Here is a 16,767-nt window from a genome sequence, read left to right as displayed (position 1 = left end):
GTCGCGAGCGGCGGCGGGAAGCGTCGCGCGCGGGCGGCGGACAGCGGCGGACAGCGGCGTTCGGCGCAACTAGTAGACTTGCCAGGTCTGTCCGCCAATTGATGATCAAGGCAGGAAATGGCCACCACCAACGACCTGAAGAACGGCCTGGTACTCAACCTCGACGGAGAGCTCTGGGCCGTCGTCGAGTTCCAGCACGTCAAGCCCGGTAAGGGTGGTGCGTTCGTGCGCACCACGCTGAAGAACGTGCTGTCCGGCAAGGTGGTCGACAAGACCTTCAACGCGGGCACCAAGGTCGAGACCGCGACCGTGGACAAGCGCACCATGCAGTATCTCTACGCCGACGGCGAGGACTACGTCTTCATGGATCTGGAGACGTTCGACCAGATCACCGTGCCCGAGGCCACCGTCGGCGAGGCGGCGAACTACCTGCTGCCCGAGGCCGAGGCGACCGTGGCCACCCACGAGAGCGTCCCGCTCTACATCGAGTTGCCGACCAGCGTCGTGCTGGAGGTCACCTACACCGAGCCGGGCCTGCAGGGCGACCGGTCGACCGGCGGCAACAAGCCGGCCACCGTCGAGACCGGCGCGACCGTGCAGGTGCCGCTCTTCATCACCACCGGCGAGAAGATCAAGGTCGACACCCGCGACGGCCGTTACCTCGGCCGCGCCTGATGGCCGAGGGTCCCAAGCAGCAGATGCCGGCGCGCCGCAAGGCGCGCAAGCGGGCGCTGGACGTGCTCTTCGAGGCCGACCTGCGGAACCGTCCGCCGGTCGAGGTGCTCGCCGGCTACATCGAGCGGATCGAGAAGCCCCGACCCGAGCACCTGGGATACGCGGTGAGCCTGGTCGAGGGTGTCGCCGCCCACCTCGACCGGATCGACGAGGTGATCGCCAGCTACGCCGAGGGGTGGACGCTGGACCGGATGCCGGCGGTCGACCGCAACCTCGCCCGGATCGCGGTCTACGAGCTGCTCTACGTCGACGAGATCGACGACGCGGTGGCCATCAGCGAGGCCGTCGAGCTGGCCCGGCAGATGTCGACCGACGACTCGCCGCGCTTCCTCAACGGCATCCTCGGCCGCATCGCCGAGTACGCCACCCGCTGACGCGGCGCACGTCACACCCGACCTGCGTCACACCGGCGGGTGACGGCGGGCGGGGACCACGACCCGGACGACCGGACGACGACGAAGAGGGCCCGTGCCGACGGCACGGGCCCTCTTCGTCGTCGGGGTCAGCTGGCGAAGAACGCCCGCGGGTCGGCGACCAGCACACCGTGCTCGGTGAGCCGCTCGATCAGGCCGGACGGCGAGGCGTCGTAGACGATCGCGAGCGCGCGCAGGTCGTCGGCGCGGATGGAGAGCACGCGACCGTTGTAGTCGCCGCGCTGCTGCTGGATGGCGCGCGCGTACCGGGCGACGTAGGCCAGGTCCTCGGAGGCCTCGTCGTACAGCCGCTCCAGGTCCAGGACGATCTTGCTGGTCGGCTCGTGGCGAACCCCGCTGCCGTCGGGCAGCAGCTCGGAGACGGGAACGCGGTAGAAGTCGGCCAGCTCCGCCAGGCGCGACACCGTGACGGCGCGGTCGCCGCGCTCGTAGGAGCCGACCACCACCGCCTTCCACCGCCCGTTCGACTTCTCCTCCACACCCTGCAGGGAGAGGCCCTGCTGCTGGCGGATGGAGCGCAGGCGGGCGCCCAGAGACTTGGCGTATTCAGAGGGCATTAAACACTCCCAGTGCTGCTCGGGGTTCTCCCAGGGGTCGCTACGGAGCGTGACGGTACGGGGATTGGTACAACTGGTCAAGTGGTCGTGACCTTACCGTTGGGATCACCGGGGGAGTTGTCCGCTTTTCACCGGGCTGACCGGGGGGTCAGCGGCCGGCGGTGGTCAGTGCGGTGACCACTGGTAACGTGGCGGGAAGCCCCGGTCCGGGCCGCTCGCGTCCCGGTGCCGGCATCCGACGTCCTTTAACGACCCGTCCCGTGAGGCGGGGAAGGAGGTCCGCCGTGGCCTACCCAACGGCTGCCCAGTCGCCGCCGCCGCGACAACCCTCGGTGAAGGTGATCCTCGCCAGCGCCGACGTCCAGCGCGTGGTCGACCGCATCGCCCACCAGATCCTGGAGAAGACCCAGGGCGCCGGGAACACGGTGCTGCTCGGCATCCCCACCCGGGGCGCCCCGCTCGCGAAGCGGCTCGCCGCCCGGATCAGCACCTTCGAGGACGTGACCGTCCCAGTCGGCGTGCTCGACATCACCCTCTACCGCGACGACCTGCGCCGGCACGCCACCCGCGCGGTCGGGCCGACCCAGGTGCCGCCTGGCGGCATCGACGGCAAGCGGGTCGTCCTCGTCGACGACGTGCTCTTCTCCGGCCGCACCGTGCGGGCCGCGCTCGACGCGCTCAACGACGTGGGGCGGCCGGCGTCCGTCCAGCTCGCGGTCCTGGTCGACCGCGGCCACCGCGAGCTGCCGATCCGCGCCGACTACGTCGGCAAGAACATCCCGACCTCGCTGGCGGAGAGCGTGAAGGTCACCCTGGCGGAGACCGACGGCGTCGACGAGGTCAAGTTGTACGGGGGAAACCGGTGAGCGCGAGGAGTGCAGCGCAGCGGAGCCCCGCAGTCGCGAACGAAAGGCGGGCTCCGGTGAGCGCGAGGAGTGCAGCGCAGCGGAGCCCCGCAGTCGCGAACGAAAGGTGGCAGAGCCAGTGATCCGCCACCTGCTCTCCGGCGCCGACCTGGACGCCGCCACCGCCACCGAGATCCTGGACACGGCCGCCGAGATGGCCACCGTCGCCGGCCGGGAGGTCAAGAAGCTGCCCGCGCTGCGCGGACGCACCGTGGTCAACCTTTTCTACGAGGACTCCACGCGGACCCGGATCTCCTTCGAGGCGGCCGCGAAGCGGCTCAGCGCCGATGTGATCAACTTTTCGGCCAAGGGCTCCAGCGTCACCAAGGGCGAGAGCCTGAAGGACACCGCGCTGACGCTGCAGGCGATGGGGGCCGACGCGGTGGTCGTCCGGCACCCGGCCTCCGGCGCCCCGCACCGGCTCGCCGACTGGGTGGACGGCTCGGTGGTCAACGCCGGTGACGGCACCCACGAGCATCCCACCCAGGCGCTGCTCGACGCGTACACGATGCGCTCCCGGCTGGGGCGGCTGGCCGGCCTGTCGGTCGCGGTGGTCGGGGACGTCCTGCACAGCCGGGTGGCCCGCTCCAACGTCCTGCTGCTGTCCACGCTCGGCGCCAAGGTGACCCTGGTCGGGCCGCCGACGCTGATCCCCGTCCACATCGCGCAGGCGCTCGCGCCCGGCACCGACGTCTCCTACGACCTCGACGCGGTGCTGCCGCAGTCGGACGTGGTGATGATGCTGCGGGTGCAGCGCGAGCGGATGAACGCCTCCTACTTCCCGTCCGCCCGCGAGTACGCCCGCCGCTACGGCCTGGACGGCCCGCGGATGCGCCGGCTGCCCGAGCACGCGATCGTCATGCACCCCGGCCCGATGAACCGGGGGATGGAGATCACGCCCGAGGTCGCCGACTCGCCCCGCTCCACCATCGTCGAACAGGTCGCCAACGGGGTCTCCGTGCGGATGGCCGTCCTCTACCTGCTGCTCGGGGGGAACAACCGGTGAGCTCGTACCTGATCTCCAACGTCAGCGTCGTCGGCGCCGCGCCGACCGACGTGCTGATCCGCGACGGCGTCGTCGCGGCCGTCGGCGCCGGGCTGGACGCGCCGGAGGCGACCGTCGTCGACGGCATCGGGCTGGTCGCCCTGCCCGGCCTGGTCGACCTGCACACCCACCTGCGCGAGCCCGGCCGGGAGGACGCCGAGACCGTCGAGTCGGGGTCCCGGGCGGCGGCGCTCGGCGGCTACACGGCGGTCTGCGCGATGGCCAACACCTCGCCGGTGGCCGACACCGCCGGCGTGGTCGAGCAGGTCTGGCGGCTGGGCCGGGAGGCCGGGCTGGTGGACGTGCAGCCGATCGGGGCGGTCACCGTCGGCCTGGCCGGCGAGCACCTCGCCGAGCTGGGCGCGATGGCCGACTCCGCGGCCCGGGTGCGGATCTTCTCCGACGACGGGCACTGCGTCGCCGACCCGAGGCTGATGCGCCGGGCGCTGGAGTACGTGAAGGCGTTCGACGGGATCATCGCCCAGCACGCCGAGGAGCCCCGGCTCACCGAGGGCGCGCAGATGCACGAGGGCGAGGTCTCGACCCGGCTCGGCCTGACCGGCTGGCCGGCGGTCGCCGAGGAGGCGATCATCGCCCGGGACGTGCTGCTCGCCGAGCACGTCGGCAGCCGCCTGCACGTGTGCCACGTCTCCACCGCCGGCAGCGTCGAGGTGCTGCGCCAGGCCAAGGCCCGGGGCGTCCGGGTCACCGCCGAGGTCACCCCGCACCACCTGCTGCTCACCGACTCCCGGGCCGAGACCTACGACCCGGTCTACAAGGTCAACCCGCCACTGCGTACCGCGACCGACGTCGCCGCGCTGCGGGCGGCCCTGGTCGAGGGCGTGATCGACGTCGTCGCCACCGACCACGCCCCGCACGCGGTGGAGGACAAGGAGTGCGAGTGGGCGTACGCCCGGCCGGGCATGCTCGGCCTGGAGACGGCGCTGTCGATCGCCCTCGACGTGCTCGGCCCGCGATGGGACCTGATCGCCGAGCGGATGTCGCGCACCCCGGCCCGGATCGCCGGGCTGGAGGGGCACGGCCTCGACCCGGCGCCCGGCGTGCCGGCGAACCTGACCCTGGTCGACCCCGCCGCTCGCCGCACCATCGAGCCGGCGGAGCTGGCCAGCCGTAGCCGCAACACCCCGTACGCCCGCATGACGCTGCCGGGTCGCATCGTGGCGACCTTCCTGCGCGGCGAGCCGACGGTCCTGGACGGAAAGGCCCTCAAGTGATCCGAGCGAGGAGTGCAGCGGAGCGGAGCCCCGCAGTCCGGATCGGAGATGCTCTGATCCGAGCGAGGAGTGCAGCGGAGCGGAGCCCCGCAGTCCGGATCGAAGGAGACGCAGCATGACCCGCAGACAATCGGCGATCCTCGTCCTGGAGGACGGGCGGACGTTCCACGGCGAGGCGTACGGCAGCGTCGGGGAGACCTTCGGCGAGGCGGTCTTCAACACCGGCATGACCGGCTACCAGGAGACCCTCACCGACCCCTCCTACCACCGGCAGGTGGTGGTGCAGACCGCCCCGCACATCGGCAACACCGGCGTCAACGCCGAGGACGACGAATCCGCCCGGATCTGGGTCGCCGGCTACGTGGTCCGCGACCCGGCCCGGATGGGCTCGAACTGGCGGGCCACCGGTGGGCTGGAGGAGCGGCTGGCCGCCGAGGGCGTGGTCGGCGTCAGCGGCGTGGACACCCGGGCGCTGACCCGGCACCTGCGCGAGCGCGGCGCGATGCGGGTCGGCATCTCCAGCGTCGAGACCGACCCCCGGGCGCTGCTGGCCCGGGTGCGGCAGGCCCCGGAGATGGCCGGCGCGGACCTCTCCGCCGAGGTCACCACGGCGAAGCCGTACGTGGTGGCGGCCTCCGGCGAGCACCGGTTCACGGTCGCCGCGCTGGACCTGGGCATCAAGCGCAACGTCCCGCGTCGGCTGGCCGCCCGCGGGGTCACCACCCACGTGCTGCCGGCCGGCTCCACCATCGACGACCTGCTCGCCACCGGCGCGGACGCGGTCTTCCTCTCGCCCGGCCCGGGCGACCCGGCCACCGCCGACGCGCCGGTGGCCCTGGCGCGGGAGGTGCTGCGCCGGCGGGTGCCGCTGTTCGGCATCTGCTTCGGCAGCCAGATCCTCGGCCGGGCGCTGGGCTTCGGCACGTACAAGCTCGGCTACGGCCACCGGGGGATCAACCAGCCGGTGCTCGACCGGGTCACCGGCAAGGTCGAGGTGACCAGCCACAACCACGGCTTCGCGGTCGAGGTCCCCGGCGCGGGCCACGGCGCGGTCGTACCCGACCAGGTGATCGAGACCGAGTTCGGGGGCGTCCAGGTCAGTCACGTCTGCCTCAATGACAACGTGGTCGAGGGGCTGCGGGCGAAGGACGTGCCCGCCTTCACCGTCCAGTACCACCCGGAGGCGGCGGCCGGTCCGCACGACGCGGACTACCTCTTCGACCGCTTCGCCGAGCTGATCGAGGGCCGGACCCAGAGCGAGGGGCGCACACATGCCTAAGCGGACCGATCTGAAGCACATCCTGGTGATCGGCTCCGGGCCGATCGTGATCGGGCAGGCCTGCGAGTTCGACTACTCCGGCACCCAGGCCTGCCGGGTGCTGCGCAGCGAGGGGATCCGGGTCAGCCTGGTCAACTCGAACCCGGCGACGATCATGACGGACCCCGAGTTCGCCGACGCCACGTACGTCGAGCCGATCACCCCGGAGTTCGTCGAGCTGGTGATCGCCAAGGAGCGCCCCGACGCGATCCTGCCCACCCTCGGCGGGCAGACCGCGCTGAACACGGCCGTCGCCCTGCACGAGGCGGGCGTGCTGGAGAAGTACGGCGTGGAGCTGATCGGCGCCAACATCGAGGCGATCAACCGCGGCGAGGACCGGCAGCTGTTCAAGGACATCGTCGCCAAGGCCGGCGTACGCCTGGGTCTCGACGACCCGGCGGGCCTGGTGCCCCGCTCCCGGGTCTGCCACTCGATGGCGGAGGTCGAGGCCACGGTCGCCGAGCTGGGCCTGCCGGTGGTGATCCGGCCGTCGTTCACCATGGGCGGCCTCGGCTCCGGCATGGCGCACACCCCGGAGGACCTGGCGCGCATCGCCGGCGACGGGCTGGCCGCCAGCCCCGTGCACGAGGTGCTCATCGAGGAGAGCGTGCTCGGCTGGAAGGAGTACGAGCTCGAACTGATGCGCGACCGGCACGACAACGTCGTGGTGGTCTGCTCGATCGAGAACGTCGACCCGATGGGCGTGCACACCGGCGACAGCGTCACCGTCGCCCCGGCCATGACGCTCACCGACCGCGAGTACCAGCAGCTGCGCGACCTGGGCATCGCGGTGCTGCGCGAGGTCGGGGTGGACACCGGCGGCTGCAACATCCAGTTCGCCGTCAACCCGGCCGACGGCCGGATCGTGGTGATCGAGATGAACCCCCGGGTGTCGCGGTCGTCGGCGCTGGCCTCCAAGGCCACCGGCTTCCCGATCGCGAAGATCGCCGCGAAGCTGGCCATCGGCTACACCCTCGACGAGATCCCCAACGACATCACCCTGAAGACCCCGGCGGCGTTCGAGCCGACCCTGGACTACGTGGTGGTGAAGATCCCCCGGTTCGCGTTCGAGAAGTTCCCGGGCGCGGACCCGGAGCTGACCACCACGATGAAGTCCGTCGGCGAGGCGATGAGCCTCGGCCGCAACTTCAGCGAGGCGCTGAACAAGGCGATGCGCTCGCTGGAGACGAAGGCGACCGGCTTCTGGACCCAGCCGGACCCGGCCGGCGCGACGAAGGAGAACACCCTCGCCGCGCTGCGGATGCCGCACGACGGCCGGCTCTACACCGTGGAGCGGGCGCTGCGCCTCGGCGCGTCGATCGCCGAGGTCACCGCCGCGTCCGGCGGGATCGACCCCTGGTTCCTGGACCAGATCGCCGCCCTCGTCGAGCTGCGCGCGGAGATCGTGGACGCCCCGGTGCTCGACGCCGAGCTGCTGCGCCGGGCGAAGCGGGCCGGGCTGTCGGACCGGCAGCTGGCCGCGCTGCGCCCGGAGCTGGCCGCCGAGGACGGCGTACGGACGCTGCGGCACCGCCTCGACGTCCGCCCGGTCTACAAGACGGTGGACACCTGTGCCGCCGAGTTCGAGGCGACCACGCCCTACCACTACTCGACGTACGACCAGGAGACGGAGGTCGTGCCGTCGGCCCGGCCGAAGGTGATGATCCTGGGCTCCGGGCCGAACCGGATCGGCCAGGGCATCGAGTTCGACTACTCCTGCGTGCACGCGGTCCAGGCGCTGCGCAGCGCGCCGGTCGGCACCGCCACCTCGGCCGCCTCGGGCGCGGGTTCCGCCGCGGGCACCGGTTTCGAGACCGTGATGGTCAACTGCAACCCGGAGACCGTCTCCACCGACTACGACACCGCCGACCGGCTCTACTTCGAGCCGCTCACCTTCGAGGACGTGCTGGAGGTCTGGCACGCCGAGGACACCTCCGGCAGGGCGGCCGGCGGGCCGGGCGTGGTCGGGGTGATCGTGCAGCTCGGCGGGCAGACGCCGCTGGGCCTGGCGCAGCGGCTGAAGGACGCGGGCGTGCCGGTCGTCGGCACCTCCCCGGAGTCGATCCACCTGGCCGAGGAGCGGGGCGCGTTCGGGGCGGTGCTGGCCCGGGCCGGGCTGCGCGCCCCGGCGCACGGCATGGCGACCTCGTACGACGAGGCGAAGGCGATCGCCGACGAGATCGGCTACCCGGTGCTGGTCCGGCCGTCGTACGTGCTGGGCGGGCGGGGCATGGAGATCGTCTACGACGACGCCACGCTGCGTGACTACATCGGGCGGGCCACCGAGATCTCCCCGGACCACCCGGTGCTGGTCGACCGCTTCCTCGACGACGCCATCGAGATCGACGTGGACGCGCTCTGCGACGCCGACGGCGAGGTCTACCTCGGCGGGGTGATGGAGCACATCGAGGAGGCCGGCATCCACTCCGGCGACTCGTCCTGCGCGCTGCCGCCGATCACCCTGGCGGGCTCGCACGTGGCCCAGGTGCGCCGCTACACCGAGGCGATCGCCCGGGGCGTCGGCGTGCGCGGCCTGCTCAACGTGCAGTACGCGCTGAAGGACGACATGCTCTACGTGCTGGAGGCGAACCCGCGCGCGTCCCGGACGGTGCCCTTCGTCTCCAAGGCGACGGCGGTGCCGCTGGCGAAGGCGGCGGCCCGGATCGCGCTGGGCGCCACCATCGCCGAGCTGCGCGCCGAGGGGCTGCTCCCGGCGACCGGGGACGGCGGCTCGCTGCCGGCCGGCGCCCCGATCGCGGTGAAGGAGGCGGTGCTGCCGTTCAAGCGGTTCCGCACCCCCACCGGCAAGGGCGTGGACTCGCTGCTCGGCCCGGAGATGAAGTCCACGGGCGAGGTGATGGGCATCGACGTCGCCTTCGGGCACGCCTTCGCCAAGTCGCAGTCGGCCGCGTACGGCTCGCTGCCGACCGCCGGGAAGATCTTCGTCTCGGTCGCCAACCGGGACAAGCGCGGCATGATCTTCCCGATCAAGCGCCTGGCCGACCTGGGTTTCGAGATCGTCGCCACCACCGGCACGGCGGAGGTGCTGCGTCGGCACGGCATCGCCTGCGAGCAGATCCGCAAGCACTACGAGTCCGACGGGGGCGAGGACGCGGTGTCGCTGATCCTCGGCGGCGCCGTGGCGCTGGTGATCAACACTCCGCAGGGCTCGGGCGCGAGCGCCCGTTCCGACGGCTACGAGATCCGCAGCGCCGCCGTCACGGCGGACATCCCGTGCATCACCACGGTGCCGGGCGCGGCGGCGGCGGTGATGGGCATCGAGGCGCGGATCCGGGGCGACATGCAGGTCCGCCCGCTCCAGGAGCTGCACGCCGCCCTGCGGGCCGCCGAGTGACCGCCCCGGCGAGCGCGCGGTGATGTTCGAACGGGTCGTGCGGCCCGGGCTGTTCCGGATCGGGGGCGGGGACGCCGAGGCCGCGCACGAGTGGACGCTGCGCCGGCTGGCGGGGCTCTCCCGCCGGCCGGCGGCCCTGGCCGTGCTGCGGGCCCGCTACGCCGTCCGCGCGCCGCGCACCGTGTTCGGCGTCGAGTTCCCCAACCCGGTCGGGCTCGCCGCCGGCATGGACAAGGACGGCGCGGCGCTGCCCGCCTGGCCCGCGCTGGGCTTCGGCTTCGTCGAGGTCGGCACGGTCACCGCCCACCCGCAGCCGGGCAACCCCCGGCCCCGGCTGTTCCGGCTGCGCGACAGCGAGGCCGTGGTGAACCGGATGGGCTTCAACAACGCCGGCGCCGGGGCCCTCGCGGCACGGCTCGCCGCGCTGCCCCGCCCGATCGGGGTGCCGCTGGGCATCTCGCTGGGCAAGTCCAAGGTGACCCCGCTGGACGAGGCGGTGGCGGACTACCTGACCTCGTACCGCGCGCTGCGCGCGCACGGCGACTACTTCGCGGTCAACGTCTCCTCGCCGAACACCCCGGGCCTGCGCTCCCTGCAGGACAGGGCGCACCTGGACGCCATCCTGGCGGCGCTGGTGGGGGAGAAGCCGGTGCTGGTGAAGATCGCGCCGGACCTCACCGAGCCGGCGATCGCCGAGCTGCTGGAGGTCTGCCTGGCCCGGGGCGCCGCCGGGGTGATCGCCACCAACACCACGCTCGCCCGCGACGGCATCGCCCCCGCCGACCGGGCACGCGGCGCGGAGACCGGCGGCCTCTCGGGCCGCCCGCTCGCCGACCGCGCCCGCGAGGTGGTCGCCTTCGTGCACCGGGAGGCCGGCGGCCGGCTGCCGGTGATCGGCGTCGGGGGCATCGTGGACCCGGACGCCGCGGCCCGCATGTTCGACGCCGGCGCCGCCCTGGTCCAGCTCTACACCGGCTTCATCTACCGTGGGCCGGCCCTGGTCCGCGCCGCCGCCCGCGCCGCGAGGACGGGCGGGTGACCCCCGAGGAGATCCTGGCCGCCGACCGGGCGCACGTCTGGCACCCGTACGCGGCCCTGCCGCCGGCCAGCGCGCCCTACGTGGTGCAGAGCGCGGCGGGCGTACGGCTGCGGCTGGCCGACGGCCGGGAACTGGTCGACGGGATGTCGTCGTGGTGGGCGGCGATCCACGGCTACCGGCACCCGGTGCTCGACGCGGCGGTGACCGACCAGCTCGGCCGGATGAGCCACGTGATGTTCGGCGGGCTCACCCACGCCCCGGCGGTCCGCCTGGCCACCACCCTGGTCGAGCTGGCCCCGGACGGGCTGGAGCACGTCTTCCTGGCCGACTCCGGCTCGGTCGGCGTCGAGGTCGCGGTCAAGATGTGCCTGCAGTACCAGCGGGCCACCGGCCGGCCGGAGCGCCGCCGGCTGGGCACCTGGCGGGGCGGCTACCACGGCGACACGTTCCACCCGATGAGCGTCTGCGACCCCGAGGGCGGCATGCACCACCTCTGGGGCGACGTGCTGCCCCGGCAGGTCTTCGCCCCCGTGCCGCCCGGCGGCTTCGCCACCCCGCCCGAGCCGGCCTACGAGGCGGCCCTGGTCGAGACGGTCGAGCGGCACGCCCACGAGTTGGCCGCGGTCGTCGTGGAGCCGGTGGTCCAGGGCGCCGGCGGGATGCGCTTCCACCACCCGCACTACCTGCGGGTGCTGCGCGAGGTGACCCGGGCCCACGGGGTGCTGCTGATCTTCGACGAGATCGCCACCGGCTTCGGCCGGACGGGCGCCATGTTCGCCGCCGAGCACGCCGGGGTGACGCCCGACGTGATGTGCGTGGGCAAGGCGCTCACCGGCGGGTACCTCACCCTGGCCGCCACGCTCTGCACGGCGGAGGTGGCCCGGGGCATCTCCGCCGGCGGGGTGCTGGCGCACGGGCCGACGTTCATGGGCAATCCGCTGGCCTGCGCGGTCGCCAACGCCTCCCTCGACCTGCTGCGGGCGGGGGACTGGGCGGGGCAGGTGGCGAGGGTGCAGGCGGGCCTGCGGGCCGGCCTGGAGCCGTTGCGCGGCGCGCCGGGGGTGACGGACGTGCGGGTGCTCGGCGCGATCGGCGTGGTCCAGCTCGACCGCGAGGTGGACCTGCCCGCCGCCACCGCCGCCGCGGTCGCCGAGGGGGTCTGGCTGCGGCCGTTCCGCGACCTGGTCTACACCATGCCGCCGTACGTCACCGACGACGCCGACCTGGCCCGGATCGCCGCCGGGGTCGCCGCCGCGGTGCGGGCCGGCTGAGCCGCCGGTCACGCTCCGGCGGGAGTACGCGGGCGGCGCGCGCCGCCCGCGACAGGAGCGCGCCCGGCGGTGGACGCCCCGGGGCGCCGAGGAGAGGGAGAGAACCGGATGGAGAGCTTCGGCGCCCGCCTGCACCGGGCCGTCACCGAGCGGGGGCCGCTCTGCGTCGGCATCGACCCGCACCCGGGGCTGCTGGCCCGCTGGGGGCTCGACGACGACGTCCGGGGGCTTGACCGGTTCGCCCGGACGGTCGCGGAAGCCCTCGGTGACCGGGTCGCGGTGGTCAAGCCCCAGTCGGCCTTTTTCGAGCGGTTCGGCTCGAAAGGTATGGCGATTCTTGAGTCAACTATCCGACAGTTGCGCGATGCCGGCTCGCTCGTTCTGTTGGACGTCAAGCGTGGCGACATCGGCTCGACCGTCGCCGCGTACGCCTCGGCGTACCTCGACCCATCCAGCCCGGTCCATGTGGACGCGGTGACGGCGAGCCCGTACCTCGGCGTCGGCGCGCTCGCGCCGATGTTCGAACTGGCCGCCGAGCACGGCGGCGGGGTCTTCGTGCTGGCGCTCACCTCCAACCCCGAGGGCGCCGCCGTGCAGCGCGCCCGCACCGCCGACGGGCGCACCGTGGCGCAGGTGGTCATCGACGAGATTTCCCAGCTCAATGCGGGTGCGCAGCCGCTCGGCAGCGTCGGGCTGGTGGTCGGCGCGACCATCGGTGACACCGGTCACGACCTGTCCGCGGTGAACGGTCCGCTGCTCGCCCCGGGCCTCGGGGCGCAGGGCGCCACCGCGGCGGATCTGCGCGTCGTCTTCGGCTCCGCCCTGCCCGCGGTGCTGCCCTCGTACTCCCGCGAGGTGCTGGGCGCGGGCCCTGATCCGGACGCGCTGCGGGCCGCCGCCGACCGGGCCCTGACGGACTGCCGGGCCGCCCTCGCCGCTGGAGCCTGACTGACGGCTCGGTCACCTTTTGCGAAGATCATCGCGCGCCCACGTTGCCGAATGCTCCGTCTCCCGCTAGTTTTCCCCGCGCTGGGAACCACGGACCCCTTGGTTCACAGCGACACCACGTTTCACAGATGCGGCGGTGCGTCCCGCCCGTCGCGATAGGGACCTGAGGAGAACTGGTGCCGCTCCCGTCACTGACCCCCGAACAGCGCGCTGCCGCGCTGGAGAAGGCCGCGGAGATCCGCAAGGCCCGTGCTGAGCTGAAGGAGCAGCTCAAGCAGGGCAAGACCACCCTCGGAGCCGTCCTCGAGCGTGCCGAGTCCGACGACGTCGTCGGCAAGCTCAAGGTCTCCGCCGTGCTGCAGGCGATGCCGGGTATCGGCAAGATCCGGGCCACCCAGATCATGGAGAAGCTCAAGATCGCCGACAGCCGTCGCCTGCGTGGCCTCGGCGAGCAGCAGCGCAAGGCACTGCTTGGAGAGTTCGCCGCCAACTGAGGCTGGCTGCGTGTAGAAACAAGCAGTGAGCACGGATGACGAGGCGCGCCCGGCGGCTCGGCTCACTGTCCTGACGGGGCCTTCGGGCTCCGGCACGGAGAGTGTCGTCGAGCGCGTCCGGGCGCGTTCTCCGTCCGTCTGGGTCCCGGTGCCGGCCACCACCCGCCCGCGCCGGGAGCGCGAGCTGGACGGCCTCGACCGGCTCTTCCTGACCCCCGCCGAGTTCGACCGGATGGTCGCCGCCGGGGAGCTGCTGGAGTGGAGCCGGGCCGGGCCCCACCGGCGCGGTACCCCCCTCGAACCGCTGCGGTCCCGGCTCGCCGCCGGCCAGCCGGTGCTGATCGGCCTCGACCTTGCCGGCGCGCTGCTCGTCCGGGCGGTGCTGCCCGACGCCCGGCTGGTGCTGCTGCACCCGCCGGGGACCCTCCCCCCGCAGGTCACGCCGGCCGCCTTCGAACACACCCTCGCGCACGACCTCACCGGGCGGGTCGTCGACGAGCTGGTAGGCTTGTCCGGTTCTTCTTTCCTGGCTCCGGCGCCACCGCACGTGCGCGGTGGACCGCCAGCACCGCCGCGCGCGGTGCGATAGACGCAGAGGTTAATTCGTGGGATCCATCGCAAACCCCGAAGGCATCACCAACCCGCCGATCGACGAGCTTCTCGAGAAGACGACCTCGAAGTACGCGCTGGTGATCTTCGCCGCCAAGCGCGCACGCCAGGTCAACGCCTACTACAGCCAGCTCGGTGAGGGTCTGCTGGAATACGTCGGCCCCCTGGTCGAGACCACGCCCCAGGAGAAGCCGCTCTCCATCGCCATGCGCGAGATCAACGCGGGCCTGCTCACCGCCGAGCCGACCGACCAGCCGTAACCCGCCGCGCGTCGATGTCCCCCCGGATCGTCCTCGGGGTCGGCGGTGGCATCGCCGCCTACAAGGCGTGCGAGCTGCTGCGACTCTTCACCGAGTCGGGCCACCAGGTCCGGGTCGTGCCGACCGCGTCGGCGTTGCGCTTCGTCGGGGCCCCGACCTGGGCCGCGCTCTCCGGCCAGCCCGTCGCCGACGACGTCTGGTCGGACGTGCACGAGGTGCCGCACGTCCGGCTCGGCCAGCAGGCCGACCTGGTGGTGGTCGCGCCGGCCACCGCCGACCTGCTGGCCAAGGCCGCCCACGGCCTCGCCGACGACCTGCTCACCAACACGCTGCTGACCGCCCGCTGCCCGGTGGTGCTGGCCCCGGCCATGCACACCGAGATGTGGGAGCACCCGGCCACCGTCGCCAACGTCGCGACGCTGCGCTCCCGGGGCGTGCGCGTCGTCGAGCCCGCCGTCGGCCGGCTCACCGGGGCGGACACCGGCAAGGGCCGGCTGCCCGACCCGGCGGAGATCTTCGCGGTCGCCCGCCGGGCGCTGGCCCGGGGCGTCGGGGCCCCCGCCGACCTGGCCGGGCGGCACGTGGTGGTGACCGCCGGCGGCACCCGCGAGCCCCTCGACCCGGTCCGCTTCCTGGGCAACCGCTCCTCGGGCAAGCAGGGCTACGCCTTCGCCCGCTGCGCGGTGGCCCGGGGTGCCCGGGTCACCCTGATCTCGGCCAACGTCTCGCTGCCCGATCCCGCCGGCGTCGACCTGGTCCGGGTCGGCACCACGGGCGAGCTGCGCGACGCCACGCTGGCGGCGGCCGCCGAGGCCGACGCGGTGGTGATGGCGGCGGCTCCGGCCGATTTCCGTCCCGCGACCTACGCGCCTGGCAAAATCAAGAAGTCGGACGACGGCAGCGCGCCCACCATCGAGCTCGTCACCAACCCGGACATCGCGGCCGAGCTGGGCCGGCGTCGTCGCCCGGAGCAGGTGCTGGTGGTGTTCGCCGCGGAGACGGGCGACGCCGAGGCCAACGGCCGGGCCAAGCTCGCCCGCAAGCGGGCGGACCTCGTCGTGATCAACGAGGTCGGGCCGGACAAGGTCTTCGGCGCCGAGACCAACGCGGCGACGGTCATCGGCGCGGACGGTTCGGTCAGCCGGATGCCCGAACGGTCCAAGGAGGACCTCGCCGACGGCGTCTGGGATCTCGTGGTTGCCCGGTTGCCCGGCCGTTCCTGACGGCTGGAAAGGGGCACGACCGAAGGGGCCAGGCTCTGCCGCGGATGACTACACTGCCGCGGAACGACTTCCACAATTTAGGAGTGCCGTGACACGCCGCCTCTTCACTTCCGAATCGGTCACGGAAGGCCACCCGGACAAGATCGCCGACCAGATCAGCGATGGCATTCTCGACGCCCTGCTCGCCGAGGACCCACGCAGCCGCGTCGCCGTGGAGACCCTGATCACCACCGGTCAGGTGCACATCGCGGGCGAGGTGACCACCAAGGCGTACGCCGACATCCCGACCATCGTCCGCCGGACCATCCTCGACATCGGCTACGACTCGTCCAAGAAGGGCTTCGACGGCGCCTCCTGCGGCGTCAGCGTCTCCATCGGTGCCCAGTCCGAGGACATCGCGCAGGGCGTCGACAACGCCTTCGAGCTGCGTACCGGGGCGTCGGAGAGCGCGCTGGACGCGCAGGGCGCCGGCGACCAGGGCATGATGTTCGGCTTCGCCTGCTCCGAGACGCCGGAGCTGATGCCGCTGCCCATCGCCCTGGCGCACCGGCTGGCCCGGCGGCTCTCCCAGGTCCGCAAGGACGGCACGATCCCGTACCTGCGGCCCGACGGCAAGACCCAGGTCACCATCGAGTACGAGGGGCTGCGCCCCGTCCGGCTCAACACGGTGGTCGTCTCCAGCCAGCACGCCGCGGACATCTCGCTGGACTCGTTGCTCACCCCCGACGTGCGCGAGCACGTCATCGCCCCGGAGCTGGAGAGCCTCGGGCTGGACACCGACGGCTACCGGCTGCTGGTCAACCCGACCGGCCGGTTCGAGATCGGTGGGCCGATGGGCGACGCCGGCCTGACCGGACGCAAGATCATCGTCGACACGTACGGCGGCTACGCCCGCCACGGCGGCGGCGCGTTCTCCGGCAAGGACCCGTCGAAGGTGGACCGCTCGGCGGCGTACGCGACGCGCTGGGTGGCCAAGAACGTGGTCGCCGCCGGCCTGGCCGAGCGGTGCGAGGTCCAGGTCGCGTACGCGATCGGCAAGGCCCACCCGGTCAGCCTCTTCGTCGAGACGTTCGGCACCGAGACCGTGCCGGTCGCCTCGATCGAGAAGGCCGTCTCCGAGGTCTTCGACCTGCGCCCGGCCGCCATCATCCGGGACCTCAACCTGCTCCGCCCGATCTACCAGCAGACCGCCGCCTACGGCCACTTCGGCCGGGAGCTGCCGGACCTGACCTGGGAGAGCACCGACCGGGCCGCCGACCTCAAGTCGGCCGCGGGAGCCTGACCGGCACCAGGCGCAGCGACCGGCGACCCGCGGACGGGTCGCCGGTCGCTCGCGTCT

General features: G+C 72.8%; 16 protein-coding genes. 15 read left to right on the top strand and 1 reads right to left on the bottom strand.

The window, feature by feature from the left end; all coding sequences use genetic code 11:
• Positions 1 to 117 precede the first annotated feature (117 nt).
• Positions 118 to 675 (top strand): elongation factor P, encoded by a 558-nt coding sequence (gene efp / locus ACSNN9_RS02960; RefSeq protein ID WP_357872602.1) that lies wholly within the window; start codon positions 118 to 120, stop codon positions 673 to 675.
• Between the two features lie 23 nt (positions 676 to 698).
• Positions 699 to 1,109 (top strand): transcription antitermination factor NusB, encoded by a 411-nt coding sequence (nusB, locus tag ACSNN9_RS02955; protein WP_357872626.1) that lies wholly within the window; start codon positions 699 to 701, stop codon positions 1,107 to 1,109.
• A 128-nt stretch (positions 1,110 to 1,237) separates the two neighbouring features.
• On the opposite strand, the gene bldD is transcribed toward nusB, so the two are convergent.
• Positions 1,238 to 1,726 (bottom strand): transcriptional regulator BldD, encoded by a 489-nt coding sequence (gene bldD, locus ACSNN9_RS02950; protein ID WP_013285505.1) that lies wholly within the window; start codon positions 1,724 to 1,726, stop codon positions 1,238 to 1,240.
• Positions 1,727 to 2,010: 284 nt separating this feature from the next.
• Here bldD and pyrR point away from each other — a divergent pair, with 284 nt between their 5' ends.
• The 13 genes from pyrR (at position 2,011) to metK (ending at position 16,710) form a co-directional block, all read left to right on the top strand.
• A complete protein-coding gene (gene pyrR, locus ACSNN9_RS02945) occupies positions 2,011 to 2,592 on the top strand; it encodes a bifunctional pyr operon transcriptional regulator/uracil phosphoribosyltransferase PyrR (RefSeq protein ID WP_436671060.1) in 582 nt (193 codons plus the stop codon).
• A gap of 118 nt (positions 2,593 to 2,710) precedes the next feature.
• Complete coding sequence (locus tag ACSNN9_RS02940; RefSeq protein ID WP_121395245.1) at positions 2,711 to 3,637, top strand: aspartate carbamoyltransferase catalytic subunit; 927 nt, start codon at positions 2,711 to 2,713, stop codon at positions 3,635 to 3,637.
• Complete coding sequence (locus tag ACSNN9_RS02935; protein ID WP_436671059.1) at positions 3,634 to 4,911, top strand: dihydroorotase; 1,278 nt, start codon at positions 3,634 to 3,636, stop codon at positions 4,909 to 4,911. The genes ACSNN9_RS02940 and ACSNN9_RS02935 overlap by 4 nt, the downstream gene beginning before the upstream one ends.
• Positions 4,912 to 5,026: 115 nt before the next feature.
• The gene (gene carA / locus ACSNN9_RS02930; protein WP_436671058.1) at positions 5,027 to 6,190 is read left to right on the top strand and encodes a glutamine-hydrolyzing carbamoyl-phosphate synthase small subunit; all 1,164 of its coding nucleotides are present in this window, start codon (positions 5,027 to 5,029) and stop codon (positions 6,188 to 6,190) included.
• A complete protein-coding gene (gene carB / locus ACSNN9_RS02925) occupies positions 6,183 to 9,584 on the top strand; it encodes a carbamoyl-phosphate synthase large subunit (RefSeq protein WP_436671057.1) in 3,402 nt (1,133 codons plus the stop codon). The genes carA and carB overlap by 8 nt, the downstream gene beginning before the upstream one ends.
• Before the next feature lie 19 nt (positions 9,585 to 9,603).
• On the top strand, positions 9,604 to 10,623 hold the full coding sequence (locus tag ACSNN9_RS02920; protein WP_436671056.1) for a quinone-dependent dihydroorotate dehydrogenase: 1,020 nt from the start codon (positions 9,604 to 9,606) through the stop codon (positions 10,621 to 10,623).
• Entirely contained in the window at positions 10,620 to 11,894 is a 1,275-nt protein-coding gene (locus ACSNN9_RS02915) for an adenosylmethionine--8-amino-7-oxononanoate transaminase (RefSeq protein WP_436671055.1), read from the top strand. The genes ACSNN9_RS02920 and ACSNN9_RS02915 overlap by 4 nt, the downstream gene beginning before the upstream one ends.
• Positions 11,895 to 12,002: 108 nt before the next feature.
• On the top strand, positions 12,003 to 12,842 hold the full coding sequence (pyrF, locus tag ACSNN9_RS02910; RefSeq protein ID WP_436671054.1) for an orotidine-5'-phosphate decarboxylase: 840 nt from the start codon (positions 12,003 to 12,005) through the stop codon (positions 12,840 to 12,842).
• A 176-nt stretch (positions 12,843 to 13,018) separates the two neighbouring features.
• Positions 13,019 to 13,336: an integration host factor, actinobacterial type gene (mihF, locus tag ACSNN9_RS02905; RefSeq protein WP_007458370.1), complete on the top strand. Its 318-nt coding sequence runs from the start codon at positions 13,019 to 13,021 to the stop codon at positions 13,334 to 13,336.
• A gap of 25 nt (positions 13,337 to 13,361) precedes the next feature.
• Positions 13,362 to 13,925 carry a guanylate kinase gene (locus tag ACSNN9_RS02900; RefSeq protein WP_436671053.1) on the top strand — a complete coding sequence of 188 codons (564 nt, stop codon included), beginning with the start codon at positions 13,362 to 13,364 and terminating at the stop codon, positions 13,923 to 13,925.
• Positions 13,926 to 13,941: 16 nt separating this feature from the next.
• Positions 13,942 to 14,205: a DNA-directed RNA polymerase subunit omega gene (gene rpoZ / locus ACSNN9_RS02895; protein WP_007075826.1), complete on the top strand. Its 264-nt coding sequence runs from the start codon at positions 13,942 to 13,944 to the stop codon at positions 14,203 to 14,205.
• Positions 14,206 to 14,219: 14 nt separating this feature from the next.
• Complete coding sequence (gene coaBC, locus ACSNN9_RS02890) at positions 14,220 to 15,428, top strand: bifunctional phosphopantothenoylcysteine decarboxylase/phosphopantothenate--cysteine ligase CoaBC (RefSeq protein ID WP_358090148.1); 1,209 nt, start codon at positions 14,220 to 14,222, stop codon at positions 15,426 to 15,428.
• An 88-nt stretch (positions 15,429 to 15,516) separates the two neighbouring features.
• A complete protein-coding gene (metK, locus tag ACSNN9_RS02885) occupies positions 15,517 to 16,710 on the top strand; it encodes a methionine adenosyltransferase (protein ID WP_358090145.1) in 1,194 nt (397 codons plus the stop codon).
• Positions 16,711 to 16,767 lie beyond the last annotated feature (57 nt).

Origin of the sequence: Micromonospora sp. URMC 107 (genome assembly GCF_051386315.1) — a bacterium.
In the GTDB taxonomy this organism is placed as follows: Bacteria; Actinomycetota; Actinomycetes; order Mycobacteriales; family Micromonosporaceae; genus Micromonospora.
The sequence above is the reverse complement of the archived record's forward strand: the minus strand, read 5'-3'. Positions and strand labels throughout refer to the sequence as shown.

What these genes read in the sequence shown, in the direction of transcription:
- efp (WP_357872602.1), top strand. Translation starts at nt 118, where the DNA reads ATGGCCACCACCAACGACCTGAAGAACGGCCTGGTACTCAACCTCGAC.
- nusB (WP_357872626.1), top strand. Translation starts at nt 699, where the DNA reads ATGCCGGCGCGCCGCAAGGCGCGCAAGCGGGCGCTGGACGTGCTCTTC.
- bldD (WP_013285505.1), bottom strand. Translation starts at nt 1,726, where the DNA reads ATGCCCTCTGAATACGCCAAGTCTCTGGGCGCCCGCCTGCGCTCCATC.
- carA (WP_436671058.1), top strand. Translation starts at nt 5,027, where the DNA reads ATGACCCGCAGACAATCGGCGATCCTCGTCCTGGAGGACGGGCGGACG.
- carB (WP_436671057.1), top strand. Translation starts at nt 6,183, where the DNA reads ATGCCTAAGCGGACCGATCTGAAGCACATCCTGGTGATCGGCTCCGGG.
- pyrF (WP_436671054.1), top strand. Translation starts at nt 12,003, where the DNA reads ATGGAGAGCTTCGGCGCCCGCCTGCACCGGGCCGTCACCGAGCGGGGG.
- coaBC (WP_358090148.1), top strand. Translation starts at nt 14,220, where the DNA reads ATGTCCCCCCGGATCGTCCTCGGGGTCGGCGGTGGCATCGCCGCCTAC.